Genomic DNA, 22,167 nt, shown 5'->3' on the forward strand with positions numbered 1-22,167 from the left:
CTACCCTGGGACAGTGCCCGAACTCGGAAGCCGCCGACGCGTGCTGCCCCCGCCGCCGAAAGCGGTGTGGGCCTCACTGGTGAACCCGCACCTCGATCCGGCGAGGCCGTGGCTGGACCTGCTCGACGACGAGGTGGCGCCCGAGATCGTCGAGGCGGTCGAACCGGGGCTGGTGGTGTGGTCGTCGTTGTGGCCGGACCGGCCGGACGACCGGATCCGGTTCGACCTCGAACCGGACGGCGGCGGAACGGCGGTCCGCTGGACGCTGTTCACCCAGGGCGCGGCACCCGGCGAGAGCAAGCTCGGGCACCTGCGGTTCCGGCTCAACAAGCTCCTCTACGGCGACCTGCGCTACTCCTACGGCCAATGACCGTGCTGGTGCTCGGCGGCACGGCCGAGGCTCGTGAACTGGCGGCAGACCTGCACGCGCGGGGCGTTCCCGTGATGTCCTCGCTCGCGGGCAGGGTCAGCGCGCCGCGGCTGCCCGAGGGCGAGGTGCGGATCGGCGGGTTCGGCGGCCCGGACGGGTTCGCGGCGTGGCTCGTCGAGCAGCAGGTCACCGCGGTCGTCGACGCGACGCACCCGTTCGCCGAGCGCATCAGCGCCTCCGCCGTCACCGCCTCCCGGCTCACCGGGGTGCCGCTCCTGCGCCTGGCACGGCCGGGGTGGGAACAGGGTCCCGGCGACGACTGGCACTGGGTCGCCGATCTCGGCGAGGCCGCGCGCGTCGTGCCGACGCTGGGCCAGCGGATCTTCCTCACCAGCGGGCGGCAGGGCCTCGCCGCGTTCGCGCACCTGACCGGACCGTGGTTCCTGGTGCGCTGCGTCGACCCGCCGTCCCCGCCGCTGCCGCCGAAGGCCGAGGTCGTGCTGGCGCGCGGCCCGTACACCGTCGCGTCCGAACTGTCCCTCCTGTGCGAGCACGGCATCGACGTGCTGGTGACGAAGGACAGCGGTGGCGCGCACACGTCGGCGAAACTCGCCGCCTGCCGCGACCTCGGTGTTCCGGTGGTCGTGGTGCGGCGCCCCGACCGGAGTGGAGCCGCCTCCGTGGCGACCGTCGCGGCGGCGGTCCGCTGGGTGCTCGGTATCCGGTAACAGGTGCTCACCGCGCTACAGATAGCGTTGGGGCAATGTGGACCGCCACCAGGCAACCTGATGACCGCGACGAGGTGACGGACCCGGGACACACCGAAGACGACGCGAGAACCAGCGCTGTGGAGCGCAGGCATCTGTGGCGTCTGCTCGCGATCGTGTTCGGGCTCCTGGCCGCAGGTTGCGCACTCGCCTTCCCGTTCCTGCCCGTCGTGCAGGACACCGCGAAGATCGTCTGGCCTGCTGGCACCGACACCAGACCGGTGAACGCACCGCTCGTCGGCTACTGGGCGCAGGACATGCGCGTCGACCTGCCGTGCGCGACCGTGAAGTCGGTCGACTCCCGCACCGGCGGCTCCGGCCTGCTCTACTCGACGGTGCCATCGGCGCGGTCCGAAAAGGGCGCCGGCATGCTGCTGCGGGTCGAGAACGGCCTGCTGACCGCGTCGAACCGCGGCGCGCAGGTGGTGCGCCAGCCGCTGCCGCCGAGCGGCTGCGACGTCAAGATCACCTCGGACGTCAACCGCACCAAGATCTTCGTCGGCGGCACGCCGGTGTACGACGCGGACGGTGACGCCCGCCCGCGCGTGGTCGGCATCTACACCGACATCTCCGGCGCCAAGGACCCGACCGCGGGCCTGCAGGTGACGATCACCCCCGACACCCGCTACCAGTCGTCCCCGACGGGCTGGAAGGTCGGCGTCGGCGTGTTCGGCGTGCTCGCCATCATCGCCTGCCTGATCGCGGTCAACCGGCTCGACATCGGCTTCGCGCGACGGGCCCCGAGATGGGCACCGGTCGGCTGGTGGCGGCTGACCGCGCGCGATTTCACCGTTTTCGGCGCGCTCGGCGCGTGGGTCTTCATCGGGCCGGTGACCTCGGACGACGGCTACATCCTCACGATGGCCAAGGTCACCGAGGCCACCGGGTACCTGACGAACTACCACAGATGGTTCGGGGTCGCGGAGGCCCCGTTCGGCTGGTTCTACCACGTCTACGAGCTGATGACGCACGTCAGCATGGCGCCGCCGTGGATCCGGCTGCCCTCGTTCCTGCTCGGCGCGCTGAGCTGGCTGCTGATCAGCCGCGAGGTGATGCCGAGGCTCGGCAGCCAGGTGCGGGTGAGCCGCGCCGCCGGCTGGGCCGCCGCGATGGTGTTCCTGGTCTGGTGGATGCCGTTCAACAACGGCGTCCGGCCGGAGCCGGTCGCCGCGGTCGGCTCGCTGCTCGCGCTGTGCGCGGTCGAGCGGACGCTGGTCACGCGCCGGATGCTGCCGCTGTGCCTGGGCCTGCTGGCCGCCGCGTTCACGCTCGCGGCGACCCCGACCGGGCTGATCGCGGTGGCGCCGTTCCTGGTCGCCGCGCGCCCGCTCTACCAGCTTCTGCGGTCGCGGGCGCGGGAAAGCAGCTGGCTCACCGTGCTGGCGCCGATCATGGGCGCCGGTTTCCTGGTGCTCATCGTGATCTTCGCCGACCAGACCTTCGCCAGCGTCCAGGAGGCGACGCGGCTGCGCACGCAGGTCGGGCCGAGCCTGTCGTGGTTCGAGGAGCTGCACCGGTACGAGCTGCTGTTCGAGAACTCGGCGGACGGGTCGGCCGCGCGCCGCTTCCCGGTGCTGCTGCTCATCCTCTGCACCGGTGTGTGCCTGGTGATGCTGCTGCGCCGCGGCCGGATCCAGGGCGCCGCGCTCGGGCCTGCCCGCCGTCTCATCGGGACGGTCGCGATCTTCTTCGTGATGCTGGCGCTCACGCCGACGAAGTGGACGCACCACTTCGGCGCGTTCGCCGCGGTCGGCGCCGCGATGGCCGCGCTGACCGGGCTGGCGACCAGTTCCACCGTGCTGCGGTCCAAACGCAACAGAGCCGCGTTCGTGGCGGGGCTGCTGCTGGTCGCGGCGCTCGCGGCGACCGGGCCCAACGCCTACTGGTTCGTGTCGAACATCGGCGTCCCGTGGGGCGACAAGGCGATCTCGGTCGGCGGGTTCTCGCTGTCCACGGTGCTGCTGATCGCCGCGGCGGTCGCCGGGATCGTGGCGTTCGTGGAGAACGTGCGCGCCCACCGTCCACATCAGCCGGTCGGGCCGCAGGAAGGCCGCGGCCGGTCGCTGAAGCTCGGGTCGATATCCCTGGTCGCGGTGTGCGGCCTGGTCGCGTTCGGCGAGTTCGGCAGCATGGCCAAGGCGATCCAGAAGGGCTGGGGCAGCTACAGCTTCGGCGCGGCGAACGTGTCGCACCTGTTCGGCAAGAGCTGCAACCTCTCCGACCACGTGATGGTGGAGCGCGACCCGATGTCGAGCGTGCTCAGCCCGGTGACCGACAAGACGGTGCCGCTCACCGAGGCGGAGAAGAAAAAGAAGCAGGAGGAAAGCGGCGGCGCGGTCGGCGGGGTCAGCCCGCTCCCGCCGCCGGACGAGGGCAACGGGAAGACGCAGGTCGGGTTCCACACCACCGGCACCCTCGACAAGGACCCGCTGACCGATCCCCCGCACGGCTTCAAGCCGTCGAAGGTGCCGATGTGGAGCAGCTACCAGGACGGCGGCGCCTCGGTCGGCAGGCTCCGCACCGACTGGTACGGGCTGCCGGAGGAGCGCTCGGGCGGCCAGGTCGTGCTCGCGGTCAACGCCTACCCCGGCAAGGCCACCTCGGTGCAGGTCGAGTTCGGCGAGCAGACCCCGCAGGGCGTGCACGTGGTGAAGAGCCAGGACGCGCTTGGCAACGGGGCGGGCTCCGGGAGCTGGGCCGACGTGCGCATCAGTATCGGTGACCTGCCGAAGAACGTGAACTCGGTCCGGGTGGTCGCGAAGGACGACGACCTCACCCAGGACGGCTGGGTCGCGGTGACCGCACCGCGCGTGCCGACGTTCACCACCCTCACCGAGCGCGTCGGCAGCGCACCGGTCTACATGGACTGGCCCGCGTCCTTCGCCTACCCGTGCATGAACCCGGTGACCTCGCACGACGGGATCTCCGAGGTGCCCGCCTACCGGATCACCGCGGGCTCGCTCGCGTCGGAGGGCGAGGTCGGGTCCAACAAGGGCGGCGGCCCGATCGGCTGGATCGAAGAGGTCGCCGACGAGCCAGAGGTGCCCAGCTTCCTCAAGGACAAGCCGGACCAGCCATGGGGCGAGCTGATGCAGATCGAGCCCTACACCGACGGCGCGGCACCGCAGGTGGTGCGCGGCCAGGAGGTGCACCCCGGCTGGTGGACCCCCGGGCCCGGCCCGCGCCAGCCGAACGGGCACTCGGAAACCCGCTAGTACGAGCGGGGCGTCCAGACGGTTCCTCCCGCACTCCTGGTGCGGGAGGAACCGACGATCAGCAGGCAGCGCATGTCCACTTCGGACGGATCAAGACCGTCCAATGTGGTCACGGTGATCGATTCCCCCGCACCGCCGACATTTCTGGCGATCACCACCGGCGTGTGCGGTTCCCTGTGGCGCAGCAGCACTTCCTTCGCGTCCGCGAGCTGCGCGGTGCGGCTGCGGGACGCCGGGTTGTAGATCGCCAGCACCAGATCCGCCGCGCCTGCCGCGTCCAGCCTGCGCTCGATCACTTCCCACGGCTTGAGCCGGTCCGAAAGGGACAGCACGCAGTAGTCGTGGCCGAGCGGGGCGCCGACCCTGGACGCGGCGGCCTGCGCGGCCGTCACACCCGGCACGACGCGCACCGGGACACCGGCCCATTCGGCGTCCTCGGCCTGTTCGAGCACCGCGGAGGCCATCGCGAACACGCCGGGGTCGCCGGAGGACACCACGGCCACCCTTGCCCCGTCGCGGGCCAGCCCGAGCGCCTCACGGGCGCGGTCCGCCTCGACGCGGTTGCCCGAGGCGTGCCGCGTCTGACCCGCCCGCTGCGGCACCTTCGCCAGGTACGGCCCGTAGCCGACGAGGTGCTCCGCCGCGGCCAGTTCCGCCGCCGCCTCCGGGGTGAGCCACCGCTCCCCCGCCGGGCCGAGCCCGACCACGACGACCTCGCCGCCGGTCGCGGGTTCCTCGCCGGGTGACGCGGGTTCGCCGTGCCCCGACTTCCGCGCCGCGTAGGCAGGGCTCGGCACGACGGCAAGCGAGAAGTACGGCACGGTGCCCGGCTCGACCTCGGCGAAGTCCGCCACCCGTTGCGCGCCCCAGGTCGCACGCTCCACATAGGACGCTTCGGGCATGCGGCCGGACTCTTCGAGCGCTTCGCCCACCGCGCCGAAGGTCCTGCCCAGCTTGAGGATCGCGGCCGCGTCGGTGTCCGCGAGCCGCCTGGCCAGCTCGGGCGCCGGCAGCGTGCCGGGAAGCACGGTGAGCACCTCGTCGCGTTGCACGAGCGGCCGTCCCAGCACCGCGGCGGCCGCGCTGACCGAGGTGACCCCCGGCACGACGTGCGCCTCGTACCGATCGGCGAGCCGTTCGTGCATGTACATGTAGGAGCCGTAGAAGAACGGGTCGCCCTCGCACAGCACGACGACGGTCCGCCCGGCGTCGAGGTGCCCGGCGAGCCGTTTCGCGCTCACCTCGTAGAACTCGGCGATCGCGCCCTCGTACCCGCCGGGGTGCTCGGTGGTCTCGGTGGTGACGGGGTAGACGAGCCGTTCCTCGAGCTGCCCTTCCCGCAGGTAGGGCGCGGCGACGGAGCGCGCGATGCTGCGGCCGTGGCGCGCGCTGTGGTAGGCGATCACCTCGGCGCCGCCGATCAGCCGTGCCGCCTTCACCGTCACCAGTTCCGGATCGCCCGGCCCGAGCCCGACCCCGTAGAGCACCCCGGTCACCGGATGATCCCTTCGTCCTCGGCGGCCAGCGCGTTCACCGCGGCGACCGCCATCGCACTGCCGCCCCGCCTGCCCCGCACCACGAGGTACGGCACCGGCGCGCGTTCGACCAGCGCCGCCTTGGACTCCTCGGCGCCGACGAAGCCGACCGGAACGCCGAGCACGGCCGCGGGCAAGCCCGCGCCCTCGTCGATCAGCTCCAGCAGCCGGAACAACGCGGTCGGCGCGTTGCCGATCGCGACGACGGACCCGGCGAGCCGGTCCCGCCACAGCTCCATCGCGGCCGCGGACCTGGTGGTGCCCATCCGCTCGGCGAGGCCGGGCACGGACGGGGCGGCGAGGGTGCACACGACGTCGTTGGCCGCTGGCAGGCGCTTGCGGGTGATCCCGCTGGCGATCATCATGGCGTCGCACAGGATCGGCGCGCCCGCGTTCAGCGCCGCCCGCGCCGACTCCACCACGTCGAGCGAGTAGGCGAGGTCGTCGACGAGGTCGACCATCCCGCAGGCGTGGATCATCCGCACCGCGACACCGGCCACGTCGTCGGGCAGGATCGCGAGGTCCGCCTCGTCCCGGATGGTGGCGAAGGAGCGGCGGTAGATCTCCGCGCCGTCGCGGATGTAGTCGGTCACTCGGTTCCCTTCCCGGACAAGGACTCCAGAAGATCCACAGTGGACACCCAGGCACCGTCGACGAGGTACCCGCCCGCGGTGGCGAGCACGTCGCGGTGCGGGCCGCGCGGGGCGCCGCAGCGGCGGTCGCACCCGGAGAAGTGCGCGGTCAGGCCGGGTTCCAGCGCCTGGGAGGCGAGCGAGCGGACGTCGGCGAGCGCCCGCGCGCACCCCGGCCGCCCGATGCACGCGCTGACCCCGGCCCCCGGCGCGTCCTGGCCGGCCAGAAAACCGGGGAGGCGACCGGCGACCGAGGCGTCCGGGAGCACGATCGAACGCCACGGCGTGATGGTCACCTCACCCGCGAGCGACGCGAGCAGGTACGCGTCGTCGGCGCGGAGCACTCCGAGCGGCGGCGCGACGCACAGTTCCGCGCCGTGCCCGCCCAGCTCCACGCGCGTCGAAGGCAGCCTGCGCGGCGGCATCCTGGCGGCGCGGATCGCCCGCGCGGCCTCGATCAGCGGCGTCGGGTCGGGCAGTTCCCGTAGCCGCCACGCGGCTCCCCTGATCTCGGTGAACACCACCGCGAGGCGGACCAGCGCGCCCGCCGCCGCCGAAGCGGGGACCCGCAGGCCGGTGTCGGTCCCGTCGAACAGGATCGCGCCGTAGTCCGGGGTCAGCGCCTGCCAGCCGAGATCGGCGCGCTCGCCGGACAGGTCGCCCCGCCCGTTGTCGAGCGCGAACAGGAACCGGCCGGGCAGGTTCGCCAGTGCGGGCACCGCGCACACGGTCTCGTCGAGCGAGCGCACCAGCGGCCGCACGTCCACCAGGCCGCCGCTGATCGGGGACGCGAGGTAGTTCCGGACCCGCTCGTGGGTCGGCGACGGCAGCAGCCCGGCCGCGCCGAGCCGCTCGATCACCCTGGGGTCGCCGTCGGGCAGGCCGCGGAGCTGGAGGTTCGCGCGCGAGGTCAGGTGCAGCGCGCCGTCGCCGAATTCGGCTGCCACGGCGGCCAGCGCGACGAGCTGCGCCGACGAGACCCTGCCACCGGGGAGCCGGACCCTCGCCAGCGCGCCGTCCGCGGCGGGGTGCGTGGCGTAGACCCCGGGGCACGCGTCGCGGCGGTCGCGTGCGGGGGTGGCCATGCGCCTCACTCTAGATGGCCGCCGCCGTCCGGCCGAACGTCACCTTGACGCCGGGTGCCCCGTACCCGGAGAGTGAACGGCGACCCATGCGCGCCTGTCAGCGGAGGAACCCGGTGTGAATCCGGGACGGTCCCGCCACTGTGATCGGATCCTCGCCGGATCCGGGAGCCAGGAACTCCGGCAGGCGCGTTCCACGTGCCCGGGGCGAGGACACCCCGGAAAGGAGCGTCGGCGGCCGTGATCCTGCTGCTGTCCACTTCGGACACCGATCTGCTGAGTGCGCGGGCGAGCGGGGCGGAGTACCGCCTCGCCAACCCCGCCAGGCTCGACCTCGCCGGACTGCCCGCGCTGCTCGACGCCGCCGCGATCGTCGTCGTCCGCATCCTCGGCTCCGAACGGGCCTGGCAGGAGGGCCTCGACGCGGTGCGGTCGAGCGGCAGGCACGTGGTGGTGCTCGGCGGCGAGCAGGCGCCCGACGCCGAGCTGATGAAGCTGTCCAGCGTGCCGTCGGGCATCGCCACCGAGGCGCACGCCTACCTCGCGCAGGGCGGGCCGGAGAACCTCCGTCAGCTGCACCGGTTCCTCTCGGACACGCTGCTGCTGACCGGTGACGGGTTCGCGCCGCCGGCGGCCCAGCCGGTGTGGGGTGTGCTCGACCGCGAACACCGGGCCGCGGACGGGCCGACGATCGCGATCCTCTACTACCGCGCGCACCACCTGTCCGGGAACACCGCGTTCGTCGAAGCGCTGTCCACCGCGATCGAGGACGCGGGCGGGCGGGCGCTGCCGATCCACTGCGCGTCACTGCGCTCGCGCGAGCCCGAGATGATGGCGAAGCTCGGCGAGGCGGACGCGCTGCTGGTCACCGTGCTCGCCGCGGGCGGGACCAAGCCGTCGGAGGCGGGGGCCGGTGGTGACGACGAGGCGTGGGACGTCGCCGAACTGGCCGCGCTCGACATCCCCACGCTGCAGGCGCTCTGCCTGACCAGCGACCGCGAGACCTGGGAAGCCAACGACGAGGGACTGTCCCCTTTGGACGCGGGAAACCAGATGGCGGTCCCCGAGTTCGACGGCAGGATCATCACGGTTCCCTTCTCCTTCAAGGAAATCGACGAGGACGGGTTGCCGAAGTACGTGGCCGATCCCGAACGGGCTTCCCGCGTCGCCGGGATCGCGGTCGCGCACGCGAGGCTGCGGCACACTCCCCCGCCGCGGCGCCGGATCGCGCTCATGCTCTCGGCGTACCCGACCAAGCACTCGCGGGTCGGCAACGCGGTCGGGCTGGACACCCCGGCGTCGGCGATCGAACTGCTGCGCCGCATGCGCGCGGCCGGGTACGACCTCGGCGACGAAGCGTTCCCCGGTGTCGAGCCGACCGGTACCGGCCAGCCCGACGGCGACGCGCTGATCCACGCGCTGATCGCGGCGGGCGGGCAGGATCCGGAGTGGCTCACCGAGGAACAGCTCTCCGGCAACCCGATCCGGGTGCCCGCCGCGCGCTACCGGGAGTGGTTCGCGGCGCTGCCCGATGAGCTGCGCGAAGCGATGGAAGAGCACTGGGGGCCCGCGCCGGGTGAGCTGTACGTCGACGGCGGCGACATCGTGCTCGCGTCGCTGCGGGCGGGCAACGTGGTGCTGATGATCCAGCCGCCACGCGGGTTCGGGGAGAACCCGGTGGCCATCTACCACAATCCCGACCTGCCGCCGAGCCACCACTACCTGGCCGCCTACCGCTGGCTCGAAGAGGAGTTCGGCGCGCACGCGGTGGTGCACCTCGGCAAGCACGGCTCGCTGGAATGGCTGCCGGGCAAGACGGCAGGCCTGTCCGCGTCGTGCGCGCCGGACGCGGTGCTCGGCAATCTCCCGCTGGTGTACCCGTTCCTGATCAACGACCCCGGCGAGGGCGCGCAGGCCAAGCGGCGCGCGCACGCCACCATCGTCGACCACCTCATCCCGCCGATGGCGCGCGCCGAGAGCTACGGCGATCTCGCGCGCCTGGAACAGCTCCTGGACGAGCACGCGAACATCGCCGCGATGGACCCGGCGAAGCTGCCCGCGATCCGCGCGCAGATCTGGACGCTCATCCAGGCCGCGAAACTGGACCACGACCTCGGGGTGGACGCCCGCCCGCACGACGCCGAGTTCGACGACTTCCTCCTGCACATCGACGGCTGGCTGTGCGAGGTGAAGGACGCGCAGATCCGCGACGGGCTGCACATCCTCGGGCAGGCACCGGAAGGCGAAGCGCGGGTCAACCTCGTGCTGGCCATGCTGCGCGCGCAGCAGATGTGGGGCGGGCAGCAGGGCGCCGTGCCAGGACTGCGCTCCGCGTTGGGGCTCAAGGAGAACAGCGGCGCCGCACTGTCCGAAGTGGATGGTATCGAGCAGACCGCGCGCACACTCGTCGAGGCGATGGAAGCCGCCGGATGGGCACCGGCTTCGGTGGCAGGCGCGGTGGAGCGCGTGCTCGGCCACCCCGACGACGCCGTCGGGCACGTGCTGGCGTTCGCGGCCACCGAGATCGTGCCGCGCCTCGCGGGTACCTCCGCCGAGATCGACGCCGTGCTGCACGCACTGGACGGTGGGTACATCGCGGCCGGCCCGAGCGGGTCACCGCTGCGCGGGCTGGTCAACGTGCTGCCGACCGGGCGCAACTTCTACACCGTCGACCCGAAGGCGATCCCGAGCAGGCTCGCCTGGGAAACCGGGCAGGCGCTCGCCGACTCGCTGCTGCGCCGCTACCGCGAGGACACCGGAGACTGGCCGCGCTCGGTCGGGCTGTCGGTGTGGGGCACCTCGGCGATGCGGACCTCCGGTGACGACGCCGCGGAAGTGCTTGCGCTGCTGGGAGTCCAGCCTGTGTGGGACGAGGCTTCGCGCCGCGTCACCGGGATCGAGGCCGTGCCGCTCGCCGAACTGGGCAGGCCCCGCATCGACGTCACCGTGCGGATCAGCGGGTTCTTCCGCGACGCCTTCCCGCACGTCATCGACCTCATCGACGACGCGGTGCGGCTGGTCGCCTCGCTCGACGAGCCGGCGGAGCAGAACTTCGTGCGGGCGCACGCGCGCGCCGATCTCGCCGCGCACGGGGACGAACGCCGTGCCACCACGAGGATCTTCGGCTCGAAGCCGGGCGCGTACGGCGCCGGGATGCTGCCGCTGATGGACTCCGGGAACTGGCGCGACGACGCCGACCTCGCCGAGGTGTACGCGGTGTGGGGCGGTTTCGCCTACGGCCGCGGCCTCGACGGGCGGCCCGCGCGCGAGGACATGGAAAGCTCGTACAAGCGCATCGTCGTGGCCGCGAAGAACACCGACACCCGCGAGCACGACATCGCCGACTCCGACGACTACTTCCAGTACCACGGCGGCATGATCGCCACCGTCCGCGCGCTCACCGGGACCGCGCCCGCGTCCTATGTGGGCGACAGCACCACTCCGGACGCGGTGCGGACGCGGACGCTCGGCGAGGAGACCGCGCGCGTGTTCCGCGCCCGCGTGGTGAACCCGCGCTGGATCTCGGCGATGCGCAAGCACGGCTACAAGGGCGCGTTCGAACTGGCCGCCACCGTCGACTACCTGTTCGGCTTCGACGCCACCGCCGGGGTCGTCGACGACTGGATGTACGAGAAGCTCAGCGAGTCCTACGTGCTCGACGAGGTGAACCAGGAGTTCATGGCGAAGGCCAACCCGTGGGCGCTGCGCGGCATCATCGAACGCCTCGGCGAAGCGGCCGAGCGGGGCCTGTGGGCCGAACCCGACCAGGACCTGCTCGACCGCATGCGCGAGGTCTACCTCCGCCTCGAAGGCGATCTCGAAGAGGGCTGAACCCGGTCAGTTCGGTTCGAAGGGCCGGTGGTCGGGGGCGCAGACCGTGCCTTCCGGGGGCAGCTTCAACCCGGTCAGGTAGCTGTCCAGCGTGTCATCGACGCATTTGCTCCGGCCGTCGTAGGCGGCAGCGTGCCCGGCGGCGTCCACGGAGAGCAGGCGGGCCCGGCCGAGCAGGTGGCTGGTCGAGACCGCGTTCTCGTACGGGGTCGCCGGGTCGCCGAGCCGGTCGGCCACGAGCAGCACCGGGTTGGCGGTCGGCTTGTTCCACGGGCCGGTGTACCGGTCGGGGTCGCTCACCGGCCAGCTCGCGCACGGCAACCCGGCGTAGATCCAGTGCGACGCGAAGCCGGGAGCCTCCTTCTCGGCCAGCCGGGCGTAGCGGCCGACGGCCTTCGGATCGCGCGGGTTGTCGGAATCGGCGCAGTTGACGGCGTTGTACCAGGCGTTGTACGCGCGCTGCGGCTCGTCGGCGCGGGTGGACCGCGACGCGGGACGCTGGACGGCGAGGTGGATTTCCTGCAGGAAGGAGGTTATTCCTTCGGCGTCGCCCGAGCGGAGCGCGCCCATCACCCTGGTGACCAGGTCCTGGTAGGTGACCTGCGACGTCCCGCCGCGCGGATCGGTGAGGGCGACCGGACCCGTGCGCAGCTTGGCCAGCAGTGCCTCGTACTTGCGGAGCAGGCTCTGCTCGGTGGCGCCCGGTTCGCCGAACTTGCACACCGGATGGGCCGCGCATTCCCTCAGCAGAGTCCTCAGCGCGGTCTGGGCACCGCGGTACGGGGCGAGCCGGTACATGTAGGGCTCGTTGCCCTGTCCGGGAAACCGGCCGGTGGTCACCGCCTGTGGTTGCACCACACCGTCGAGCGCCATCGCCCGCACGCGCTGCGGGAAGAGGTTGGCGTACGCCTCGCCCACGTGCGTCCCGTAGGAGGTGCCGACGTAGGTCAGCTGCTGGTCGCCGACGGCGCGGCGAAGCAGGTCCATGTCCCTGGCCACGTTGGCGGTGGACATGTGCCCCAGCAACGGCCCGGCGTGCCGCGCGCACCGCGCGGTCACTTCGCCGACCTGCCGGATCGCCTCGGCCTCCTGGGCTTCGGTGATGGGGAAGACCTGGAGCAGTTTCGCGTCGTCGGCCGGGTCGTCGGAACAGCTGACCGGGGTGGACGCGTGCGTGCCGCGCGGGTCGAACCCGACGATGTCGAAGCGTGCGCTCATCGCCGGTGACAGCCGCGGCGGGATCCGGCCACCGCCACCGGGGCCGCCGGGATTGGTGAACACCGTGCCGATCCGGTGCCGCGGATCCGTCGCGAGCCTTTTCGTCAGCGCCAAGGAGATCTGCGGCCCAGCCGGGTCCCGATAGGACAGCGGCACCCTGGCCGTGGCGCACTCCGAGCCCGGTGGGCTGTTGTCGTCCGGGCACGGAACCCAGTCGAGCACGGGGGTGGCGGCGCGATCGGAATCGGCAGGCGGCGTCCCGGCTTCCGCGCCCGTGACCAGTCCGGCCGACATCATCAATGCCACGGCGCCCAGTGTGAAACCGCGCCGGAGGGCAGTGTGTCTTTCTCGCATCCGGGCACTCTAGGCGGGTATCCGGAAGCACGGAATGGCCGGGAAGCCCGCGAATAGTGGCTGTTCGGCCGATGCGGGACTGCTCGGGAGTGGGCAGGAACCTGATCAAGGGTTGAGGCCCTGTTGTGGTTGGTTCGCCGTGTCGGGCCGTGGTTTAACGATGGCTTTGGACGGGAAGGAGGTGCGGGCTTTCGTTGTCCGGGTGGCGGTTGGGTTGTGGTCCGATTCGATCGCGGGTGCCGATTTCGCGGCTCTTCTGCTGTGTCCGCGAATGGTTATCGGTCTGGCGGGGTGGGTCGGTGGCCGCCGAGGGCGATGAGGGCGTTGGCGTCGTTGAATCCGAACGCGATCCTGGTGATGAGTCCGATCCTGGTGTTGACCGATTCGATTCAAGGAATTGGACAAGCCGCAGTCGAGGGCGGCGTCGATTGCGCGGCGGTGGCGTTTGATCTTGCGGTCGAGGTCGACGAAGACGGGAATTCGGCAGCGTTGCGCCCAGCCGCACCCATGGTCCAGGGCCTGTTTACCGGCGTCGCCCTTGACTGTGAAGGCGTAGCGGAGGCCCCCTTTGAGGAGGTAGGCCCGGCGCAGACGGGGCTGGTCTTGGTGATCCAGGCCAGCTTGGCCCGCTGATGCCCGGCCAGGTTCTCCGGGTTCTCCACAAGCACCACCAGGCGCGTTTGAGGGCGCGAGCGTGCCCCAAGGCGCCCTGGTTGCGGGTGGCGTCACCGCGGCGCGTGGTGCGCCGCGGTGAGGCGGCGCTCCAGGCTTGCCGACGCTCCTCATCCAGTGCCTCGGCGGCCCAGGCCACGACGTGGAACGGATTCGCACAGCGCACCGCGTCCGGCAGTGAATCGCCACGGCTTTGGCGACCCAGTCCGCCGCATCGGCGGACACCTGCGTGCTCCGTGCGCACGGAGCGGGTCCCAGGGCGGCGAAACACACGCCCAGCACCGTGCTGTCATGCCCCGGCGCGGCCCACACCAGCCGCCCGGTGTCGTGATCGATCACGATCGTGAGGCACTTGTGCCCTTTCTTGTAGAAGATTTCATCGACCCCGATACGCCGCAGTCCTTCCAATCGGTCCACCACCCGGTCGACATCGGCCAGCACGCGCGCGATGATCGCCGCATCGCACCCGTGGCACGCCAGCCTCCGCAAGAGCCCGGACCGTTCCCGCATCCAGCCCCGCCACTGCCTCGTCGTACTCAATCTTTCCCGCAACCGCCCATGCCAACCCCGCCAAGCCACGACCAACGGAGCCTATTTTGTTGGTATAGCGACCCTTCTTGTCTGTCCATTGTGGACTTATCGAATTCAATTCACTCGATCGTGTGTTCGATTCCGGGTGTGGTCGCGGTAGAGTGGTGGGGTGTCGGAGACTTCTTCCCTTGTGTCGCAGCGGGAGCTGTGGCGGTGCAGTGCGCGTGAGGCCGCTGGGCTGTTGCAGGAGAAGTTCGTGGCCTTGTGGCGGTTGGAGTCTCAGCTCTGCCGCATCATCGCGCACCTGGACAACGGTGGCGCCCGCGAACTGGGGTATACGGGTGTGACCGGGTTGGTGGCCGATATCGCGCGCAGTTCCGGTCCTGGGGTGACGAAGCTGGTCAAGCGAGCCCTGGTCACCAACCCCAGCTATAGCGTTGGTGGTGTGGAGATTCCGGCCGCGGCGCCGGTGGTGGGGGAGGCGGTGCGGGAGGGGGAGATCTCGCCGGAGCATGTGGACGGGATCGTGCGGGTGCTGGAGAAGATCCCGGCCACGGTCTCGGTGGAGGATCGGGAGTTCGCTGAGCGGTCCCTGGTCGGCCTGGCGCGTCATGCGGGTATCGGGGAGATCGGCACACTGGGCAAGGAAATCCTCGGCCGTCTCGACCCCGACGGCACCGAGCCTCGTGAGAGTCCTGAACCGAAACGTGCCCTGAATATTCATCAGCGCAAGGACGGTTCGGCGAAGTTCGACGGCTACCTCGACCCGATCTCCGCCGCCAAGACCCTCGCCCTGCTGGATCCACTTGCCCAGACCCAGCCGGATGACCCTTCCGACAATCCGCTGCTGCGGGGTCGGGCGGAGCGGTACGGGGACGCGTTCATGGAGATAGTCAACCTCGCCGCCAGCCACCCGGAGTCCCCGAACCGCAGCGGTGGTCGAGCGGATCTGATCGTGACGATCCCCTTGGCTGACTTGAAGAGGGAGCTGGGCGCGGCGTGTCTGGATATGGTCACCGACATCACCGCCAGCGAAGCCCGCATCCTGGCCTGCGACTGCAAAATCATTCCCGCCATCCTTGATGGTGCGGGGCAGCCGTTGGAGATGGGGCGGGCCAGGCGCCTGGTGACCGAGGCGATGCGGCTCATGCTTGCCATCCGCGATCGCGGGTGCTGCTTTCCCGGGTGCTCGCGCAGGCCGCGTCATTGCGAGGCACACCACGTGCTGCCCTGGTACGCCGGAGGCAAGACTGACCTGGGTAATCTCACGCTGCTGTGCTCCCGGCATCATCGCCTGCTGCACACCAGCGACTGGACACTCCGCATGGTCAACGGCCAACCCGAGTTCACCCCACCAGCGTTCGTCGACCCGTGGCGAAGACCCCGAACGAACCGCCCCACCGCCCAACCCCGCGCCGCCTGAGGGCCGATGCCGCCACCGGCGGCCACTACGTCCACCGCGGACCGAGCGACAAAACCCCGGTCCTTCAGCCACCCCCCGGCGAAGGACAACACAAACACGCCCGCCATCCGAACCACGGATGCCGAACTATCCTGCGCCACCACCACCAGCCGCGAACCATCACACGACCGGCCGATCGCGCGCGGACCGCAGAGATAGCCGGGTGCGGCAGCGAAGGTGACCTACCTTGATCCCCGGCGGAGCCCCAGAACCACCCGCCGCATCCCGCCGCTCAACCCCGGGTTGCCTGACATCCCGCCGCTCTTTAGCTGCCCTGTGGTCCATGTTCACGGCGGACTTGCCGAACAGAACCCGGTTCTTCAGCCGCTCCCCGGTGAAGAGCAGCACGAACATGCCCACCATCCGAAGCTGCGGGCACCGAACCACCCACCGCCGCCAGCCGCGAACCGACGCACCACCGGCCGGTCACCCGCCGACCGCAAAGCCAGCCGGGTGCAGCCGCCGAGGTGATCACTTCCATCCTGGCGAAGCCCAAAACCAACCGCCGGACCGCTCAACCCCGCACGGTCGGATAGGCCCAGCCGCTCTTGGTGGCCCGGTAGTCGCTGTGCCTGCAGCGGGCTAACCGAGGAAACCTAGTTCGGGGGAAACCCAGACTCACCATTGGCGACACCGCCTGGATGCCCCCGATGGTCGCCTTCAGGGGCATCACTCGACCGCAGCACGGAAACGAAACCCAGCCCCCTCCTTACCGTCCAAAGCCTCTTTGACCGGGCACCCGGCACGGCGAACGACCACGACATCGCTCAAGCGTCGTAGTCGATCGTCAGCGACTCCGATACCGGGAACGACTGGCAGGTCAGCACGAAACCGGCGTCCACTTCGGACTTTTCGAGCGCGAAGTTGCGGCGCATGTCGACCTCGCCGTCGGTCACCTTCGCCCGGCAGGTGCCGCACACGCCGCCCTTGCAGGCGAAGGGCAGGTCGGGGCGAAACCGCTGCGCGCCGTCGAGCACGCTCGTCGAGCGGGCCAGCGTCATCGAACTCGACCGGCCGTCCAGTACGAGCTTCACCTCGCTGGACGTGCCGGTCAGGCCGGGTTCTTCGTGGCGGACGGGTTCCGGGGGCAGGTCGTCCACGTAGAACAGTTCCTGGTGCACGCGTTCGGAGGGCACGCCGAGATCGGCGAGCACCTCCTGCGCGGAGGTGACCATCCCGAAAGGACCGCACAGCCACCAGTGCGCGACCTCGCCGACCGGGATCAGCGCCTCGCACAGCTTTCGCAGCCGGTCGGCGTCTAGCCGTCCGGTGAACAGTTCCGCTTCCCTCGGCTCGCGGGAGAGCACGTGCGCGAGTTCCAGGCGTGCCGGGTAGCGGTCCTTCAGGTCGGCCAGTTCGTCGGCGAACATGACGGTGCCGCTGCGCCGGTTCCCGTAGAGCAGGGTCACCGCGGCGCCGGTGGACTCCAGCAGCGACGCGGCGATCGAGAGCACCGGCGTGATCCCGGATCCCGCCGCGACGAGCACGTGGTGGCCGTCGGCGGTGAGATCGGGTGTGAAGCTCCCCGTCGGCGCGGCGACCTCGACGACGTCGCCGGGGCGCACCTCGTTCACCAGCCACGACGAGAACAGCCCGCCGGGGACCTCTCGCACGCCGACGCGCGGGCTGCGTCCCGCCGCGGCGCAGATCGAATAGGACCGCCGCTGGTCGACGCCGTCGACTTCACGGCGCAGCGTCAACGACTGGCCGGGCCGGAAGTCGTAGCGCCGCGCCAGTTCCGGCGGCACCTCGAAGGTCACCGCGACCGCGTCGTCGCACAGCCGCTGCACGGAGGAGACCGTGAGCGGGTGGAACCCGGTCCGCCGCGGTGCGGTAACGGAGGTGGTCACTAGATCTCCTTGACGTGCTCGAACGGTTCGAGGCAGGCGCCGCAGCGTCGCAACGCCTTGCACGCGGTGGCGCTGAACCGGGACTGCTCTTCGGTGTCCTCGGATCCGCAACGCGGGCAGCGCACGCGCGAAACCGGCGCGCTCAGCGCGAGCGGGATCGGCCCGGTGCGCGCGGGCGCGGCACCGGGCGGCGCGATCCCGGCCTCGGCGAGCTTGCGCCTGCCGTCGGAGCTGATCCAGTCGCTCGACCACGCCGGCTGCAGCACGGTGCGGACCTCGACCTCGCCGAACCCGGCGCCGAGCAGGGCGTGTTCGAGATCGTCGCGCATGGTGTCCATCGCGGGGCAGCCGGTGTAGGTCGGCGTGATCGACACCGTCACCCGGCCGTCCACTTCGGACACCTCGCGCAGCACGCCGAGATCGGCGAGTGTCAGCATCGGCAGCTCGGGATCGGTCACGGTCGCGGCCACCGCGTACGCGGTCACCATGTCGCGTCCGGGTGCGCCCGTGCCACGCTCTGCAGCTCGGCGAGCAGGTAGCCCATGGCCTCGGTGTGCACGCCGTCGCGGCCGGTGTGCCCGGACACCCCGGCGTACGCGGCACGCTCCGGCCTGGCGAGGGTGGCCGCGGCGAACACCTGGTCCAGCACCGCGTCGAACTCCTCGCGCACCGAGGAGGCGTCGACGAGTTCGTCCGGGTGCGGCTGGAACAGCTCGTCCACGTAGGGCCACGCGGCGTCGAAGCCCTCCTGCATCCGCCGGTGCGAAAGCTCGGTGCCGTCCCCGAGGCGGACGGCCCACTGCGCCGCGTAGTCGCGGTGGTAGGTGACCTCTTTGACGCCCTTGTCCGCGATCGCGGCCAGTACCGGGTCCTCGCTGGCAACCAGGCGTTGCAGCAAGGCGAGCCGCCATGCGGAAAAGATGACGAGCCTGGCGATCAGGTGTCCGAAGTGGCCGCCGTCCAGTTCGGTGAACCGGACGTTGCGGAACTCCTGCTCGCCGCGGAAGTACGCCAGCGCGTCCTCGCCGCGGCCCGAGCCGTCCGCCTTGCCCGCACGGGAAAGGAGCAGCCTCGCCTGGCCGAGCAGGTCCAGCGCGATGTTCGCGATCGCGACCTCGTCCTCCAGCTCGGGTGCGTTCGTGCACCATTCCTGCAGCCGGTGCGAGAAGACCAGCGCGTCGTCGCCGAGCATCAGGCAGTACGCCGCCAGCCGCGCACCGTCCACACCGGACGGCACCGACGTGTCCACACCGGAGAGCGGGTCGTCGAACCCGGTGCCGAAGGCCCAGCGGGAGTCGTTCTCCTCGGTGATCGCCTCGTAGGCGTTGTCGAAGCTCATATGTGCGGGACGTTGTCGGGGATCTCGTAGAACGTCGGGTGCCGGTACACCTTGTCGCCGCTCGGCGCGAAGAACGGGTCCTTCTCGTCCGGGCTCGACGCGGTGATCTCCGAAGCCCTGACCACCCAGATGCTCACGCCCTCGTTGCGGCGGGTGTAGAGATCGCGCGCGTGGTGCAGGGCCATCTCGTCGTCCGCGGCGTGCAGCGAGCCGACGTGGACGTGGTTCAGCCCGCGCTTCCCGCGCACGAACACCTCGTACAGCGGCCAGTCGTGTTTCACTTCTCCCCCTTCTTGCTCGCGTGCGCCGCGGCGGCCTCCCGCACCCAGGCGCCGTCGTCGTGCGCGCGCCGCCGGTGCTCGATCCGCTGCGCGTTGCACGGGCCGTTGCCCTTGAGGATCTCCTTGAACTCGGCCCAGTCGATCGCGCCGAAGTCGTGGTGCCCGCGATCGGGGTTCCACCGCAGCTCGGGGTCCGGCAGCGTGACGCCGAGCGCGGCGGCCTGCGGCACGGACATGTCGACGAAGCGCTGGCGCAGCTCGTCGTTGGTGTGCCGCTTGACCTTCCACGCCATGGACTGCGCGGTGTTCGGCGAGTCCGCGTCCGGCGGGCCGAACATCATCAGCGACGGCCACCACCACCGGTCGACCGCCTCCTGCACCATCTCGCGCTGCCCGCCGGTGCCGCGCATCATGGTCATCAGCAGCTCGAAGCCCTGCCGCTGGTGGAAGGACTCCTCCTTGCAGATCCGGATCATCGACCGCGCGTAGGGCCCGTACGAGCTGCGGCACAGCGGCACCTGGTTGCAGATCGCCGCGCCGTCCACCAGCCAGCCGATCACGCCGACGTCGGCGAAGCTCAGCGTCGGGTAGTTGAAGATCGACGAGTACTTCTGCCGCCCGGTGATCAGCTTGTCGGTGAGATCGGCGCGGTCCGCCCCGAGCGTCGCCGCCGCGGAGTACAGGTACAGCCCGTGGCCCGCCTCGTCCTGGACCTTCGCGAGCAGGATCGCCTTGCGCCGCAGCGAAGGCGCGCGGGTGATCCAGTTGCCCTCCGGCTGCATGCCGATGATCTCCGAATGCGCGTGCTGCGCGATCTGCCTGATCATCGTCTTGCGGTAGCCGTCGGGCACCCAGTCGCGCGGTTCGACGCGCTGGTCGCGCTCGATGGTGCGCTCGAAGTGCGCTTCGAGGTCCTTTTCGGACGGTGGTGCGACCGCGGTCATGACGGCTCCTTGGCGACGAGGGTGAGCAGGTCGTACTTCGCCACCGAGTCACCGTCCTGATTGGTCACGTCGGTGTCCCAGCGGACCTCGCCGTAGTCGGCGCCTTCGCGCGGTGAGATCTGCTTCGCGGTCAGCGTCACGGTCAACGAGTCGCCGACCTTCACCGGGGTGAGGAAGCGCAGGTTCTCCAGCCCGTAGTTCGCCAGCACGGGGCCGGGCTCCGGCGAGACGAACAACCCGGCGGCGAAGGAGACCACCAGGTACCCGTGCGCGACGATGCCGCCGAACAGCGGGTTCGCCGCGGCGGCCGCCTCGTCGGTGTGGGCGTAGAACGTGTCGCCGGTGAACTCGGCGAAGTGGTCGATGTCGGCGCGCGTGACCGTGCGGGAGCCGGTCACCACCGCGTCACCGACTTTCAGCTCCGCCAGGGACTTCCGGAACGGGTGAACGTCCGAAATGGACCGTTCGGCACCGGGAACCCACTGGCCGCTGACCGCGCCGAGCACCTTCGGGCTGCCCTGCACGGCGGTGCGCTGCAGGTGGTGCAGGACGCCGCGGATACCGCCCATCTCCTCGCCGCCACCGGCGCGGCCAGGCCCGCCGTGCACGAGCTGGGGCAGCGGTGAGCCGTGCCCGGTGGACTCCTTCGCGTCGTCGGCGTCGAGCACCAGTATCCGCCCGTGCCACGGCGCGAGCCCGAGCACGATCTCGCGCGCGAACCCGGCGTCACCGGTGACGACCGACCCGACGAGGCTGCCTTCGCCGCGCGCGGCGAGTTCGATGGCGTGCTCGGTGGAGGTGTAGGGCATCAGCGTCGACACCGGGCCGAACGCCTCGACCTCGTGCGGCTCGGCGCGTTCGGGATCGGCCTTGAGGAGCACCGGGGAGAGGAACGCGCCCCGCTCGGCGTCCGCGCCGACGACGTCGACCCGCCCGGGGTCACCGAAGACGACGCTGCCCGCGTCCATCAGCGACTTCAGGCACCGGCGCACCTCCTCGCGCTGTTCGAGGCTGGCCAGCGCGCCCATCCGGACGCCTTCGGCCGCGGGGTCCCCGACGGCCACCTTCGCGAGCCGCGCACTGGCGGCGGCGGCGACGTCGTCGAGCAGTTCGGCGGGCACGAACGCACGCCGGATCGCGGTGCACTTCTGGCCCGCCTTGACGGTCATCTCGGTGACGAGCTGCTTGACGAACAGGTCGAACTCGGCGGTCCCCGGCACGGCGTCCGGGCCCAGGATCGAGCAGTTCAACGAGTCGGCCTCGGCGTTGAACCGCACGGAGTTCCGCACGATCTCCGGATGCGTGCGCAGCTTCCGCGCGGTCGCCGCCGAACCGGTGAACGAGACCAGGTCCTGCGCCGTGACGTGGTCGAGCAGGTCGCCGACGCCACCGGCGACGAACTGGAACGAGCCCTCGGGAAGGATCCCCGACCCGACGACCAGCTCGGCGAGGCGCGCGGTGAGGTACGCGGTCTGCCTCGCGGGCTTGACCAGGCTCGGCACCCCGGCGAGGAAGGCGGGCGCGAACTTCTCCAGCGGGCCCCACATCGGGAAGTTGAAGGCGTTGATCTGGACCGCGACCCCGTGCAGCGGCGTCGCGATGTGCCTGCCGGCGAAGGTGCCGCCCTTGCCGAGCGGTTCGACGTCGCCGTCGAGGTAGACGGTGTCGTTGGGCAGCTCGCGCTTGCCCTTGCTGGCGTAGCTGAACAGGACGCCGATGCCACCGTCCACATCGACCTTCGAGTCGACCGGGGTGGCGCCGGTGCGCGCCGAGAGCGCGTACAGCTCCTCGCGGTGCTCGCGCAGGTACGAGCCGAGCGCCTTGAGCAGCGCCGCGCGCTGGTGGAAGGTCAGCGCGCGCAACGCGGGCCCGCCGACGCGGCGGCCGTGCTCGAGCGCCGCCGCCATGTCGATCCCGGCGGACGAAACGCGAGCGACCTCCTCGCCGGTCACCGCGTCGTGCAGCACCGTCCCTTCCTCGGCAGGCGTGTGCCAAGCACCGGAGACGTAACTGCGCAGTACTGCCATGGATTCCGACCTCTCACCGAGAGCCTGGCGGCTGAATTACCAACCGTACGTTCAGTA

Annotated in this window: 15 protein-coding genes, 1 pseudogene and 1 riboswitch; of the genes and pseudogenes, 5 read left to right on the plus strand and 11 right to left on the minus strand. The window is 70.9% G+C overall.

Going from position 1 to position 22,167, the window contains the following annotated elements:
• Window positions 1–13 precede the first annotated feature (13 nt).
• Genes ABD256_RS13285 through ABD256_RS13295 form a run of 3 tightly spaced genes read left to right on the plus strand, consistent with a single transcriptional unit; the run spans window position 14 to window position 4,352 of the window.
• Window positions 14–370 (plus strand): SRPBCC family protein, encoded by a 357-nt coding sequence (locus tag ABD256_RS13285; RefSeq protein WP_344417362.1) that lies wholly within the window; start codon window positions 14–16, stop codon window positions 368–370.
• A complete protein-coding gene (locus tag ABD256_RS13290) occupies window positions 367–1,098 on the plus strand; it encodes a cobalt-precorrin-6A reductase (protein WP_344417364.1) in 732 nt (243 codons plus the stop codon). Before ABD256_RS13285 ends, ABD256_RS13290 begins: the two co-directional genes overlap by 4 nt.
• A gap of 35 nt (window positions 1,099–1,133) precedes the next feature.
• Window positions 1,134–4,352 (plus strand): arabinosyltransferase domain-containing protein, encoded by a 3,219-nt coding sequence (locus ABD256_RS13295; RefSeq protein ID WP_344417366.1) that lies wholly within the window; start codon window positions 1,134–1,136, stop codon window positions 4,350–4,352.
• Here ABD256_RS13295 and ABD256_RS13300 read toward each other — a convergent pair.
• The 3 genes from ABD256_RS13300 to ABD256_RS13310 are packed head-to-tail and all read right to left on the minus strand — an operon-like array spanning window position 4,349 to window position 7,604.
• Entirely contained in the window at window positions 4,349–5,848 is a 1,500-nt protein-coding gene (locus ABD256_RS13300; protein ID WP_344417368.1) for a precorrin-2 C(20)-methyltransferase, read from the minus strand. The two genes, ABD256_RS13295 and ABD256_RS13300, sit on opposite strands and share 4 nt — an antisense overlap.
• Complete coding sequence (locus ABD256_RS13305; protein ID WP_344417370.1) at window positions 5,845–6,480, minus strand: precorrin-8X methylmutase; 636 nt, start codon at window positions 6,478–6,480, stop codon at window positions 5,845–5,847. Before ABD256_RS13305 ends, ABD256_RS13300 begins: the two co-directional genes overlap by 4 nt.
• Complete coding sequence (locus tag ABD256_RS13310) at window positions 6,477–7,604, minus strand: precorrin-3B synthase (protein WP_344417372.1); 1,128 nt, start codon at window positions 7,602–7,604, stop codon at window positions 6,477–6,479. Before ABD256_RS13310 ends, ABD256_RS13305 begins: the two co-directional genes overlap by 4 nt.
• Before the next feature lie 103 nt (window positions 7,605–7,707).
• Window positions 7,708–7,782: riboswitch (cobalamin riboswitch) on the plus strand.
• Between the two features lie 59 nt (window positions 7,783–7,841).
• Here ABD256_RS13310 and cobN point away from each other — a divergent pair.
• Window positions 7,842–11,432: a cobaltochelatase subunit CobN gene (gene cobN / locus ABD256_RS13315; RefSeq protein WP_344417374.1), complete on the plus strand. Its 3,591-nt coding sequence runs from the start codon at window positions 7,842–7,844 to the stop codon at window positions 11,430–11,432.
• A gap of 6 nt (window positions 11,433–11,438) precedes the next feature.
• On the opposite strand, the gene ABD256_RS13320 is transcribed toward cobN, so the two are convergent.
• Window positions 11,439–12,947 (minus strand): alpha/beta hydrolase, encoded by a 1,509-nt coding sequence (locus tag ABD256_RS13320; protein WP_344417667.1) that lies wholly within the window; start codon window positions 12,945–12,947, stop codon window positions 11,439–11,441.
• A 332-nt stretch (window positions 12,948–13,279) separates the two neighbouring features.
• A pseudogene (locus tag ABD256_RS13325) lies at window positions 13,280–14,132 on the minus strand (ISL3 family transposase); the annotation flags it as partial.
• Window positions 14,133–14,376: 244 nt separating this feature from the next.
• Between ABD256_RS13325 and ABD256_RS13330 the strand changes: the two are divergent.
• Window positions 14,377–15,630: an HNH endonuclease signature motif containing protein gene (locus ABD256_RS13330; RefSeq protein ID WP_344417376.1), complete on the plus strand. Its 1,254-nt coding sequence runs from the start codon at window positions 14,377–14,379 to the stop codon at window positions 15,628–15,630.
• A gap of 806 nt (window positions 15,631–16,436) precedes the next feature.
• Here the strand turns inward: ABD256_RS13330 and paaE are convergent.
• From paaE to paaZ, 6 genes are read right to left on the minus strand one after another with little or no spacing between them, the layout of a single operon-like run.
• A complete protein-coding gene (gene paaE, locus ABD256_RS13335; RefSeq protein ID WP_344417378.1) occupies window positions 16,437–17,519 on the minus strand; it encodes a 1,2-phenylacetyl-CoA epoxidase subunit PaaE in 1,083 nt (360 codons plus the stop codon).
• On the minus strand, window positions 17,519–18,007 hold the full coding sequence (paaD, locus tag ABD256_RS13340) for a 1,2-phenylacetyl-CoA epoxidase subunit PaaD (RefSeq protein WP_344417380.1): 489 nt from the start codon (window positions 18,005–18,007) through the stop codon (window positions 17,519–17,521). The genes paaE and paaD overlap by 1 nt, the downstream gene beginning before the upstream one ends.
• Window positions 18,001–18,858, minus strand: a complete 858-nt coding sequence (paaC, locus tag ABD256_RS13345) for a 1,2-phenylacetyl-CoA epoxidase subunit PaaC (RefSeq protein WP_344417382.1) — start codon at window positions 18,856–18,858, stop codon at window positions 18,001–18,003. The genes paaD and paaC overlap by 7 nt, the downstream gene beginning before the upstream one ends.
• Window positions 18,855–19,139 (minus strand): 1,2-phenylacetyl-CoA epoxidase subunit PaaB, encoded by a 285-nt coding sequence (gene paaB, locus ABD256_RS13350; protein ID WP_344417384.1) that lies wholly within the window; start codon window positions 19,137–19,139, stop codon window positions 18,855–18,857. The genes paaC and paaB overlap by 4 nt, the downstream gene beginning before the upstream one ends.
• On the minus strand, window positions 19,136–20,083 hold the full coding sequence (gene paaA, locus ABD256_RS13355; protein ID WP_344417386.1) for a 1,2-phenylacetyl-CoA epoxidase subunit PaaA: 948 nt from the start codon (window positions 20,081–20,083) through the stop codon (window positions 19,136–19,138). Before paaA ends, paaB begins: the two co-directional genes overlap by 4 nt.
• Window positions 20,080–22,110 carry a phenylacetic acid degradation bifunctional protein PaaZ gene (gene paaZ / locus ABD256_RS13360; protein ID WP_344417388.1) on the minus strand — a complete coding sequence of 677 codons (2,031 nt, stop codon included), beginning with the start codon at window positions 22,108–22,110 and terminating at the stop codon, window positions 20,080–20,082. Before paaZ ends, paaA begins: the two co-directional genes overlap by 4 nt.
• Window positions 22,111–22,167: the final 57 nt, after the last annotated feature.

The sequence above is a fragment of the Amycolatopsis minnesotensis genome (genome assembly GCF_039529815.1).
In the GTDB taxonomy this organism is placed as follows: Bacteria; Actinomycetota; Actinomycetes; order Mycobacteriales; family Pseudonocardiaceae; genus Amycolatopsis; species Amycolatopsis minnesotensis.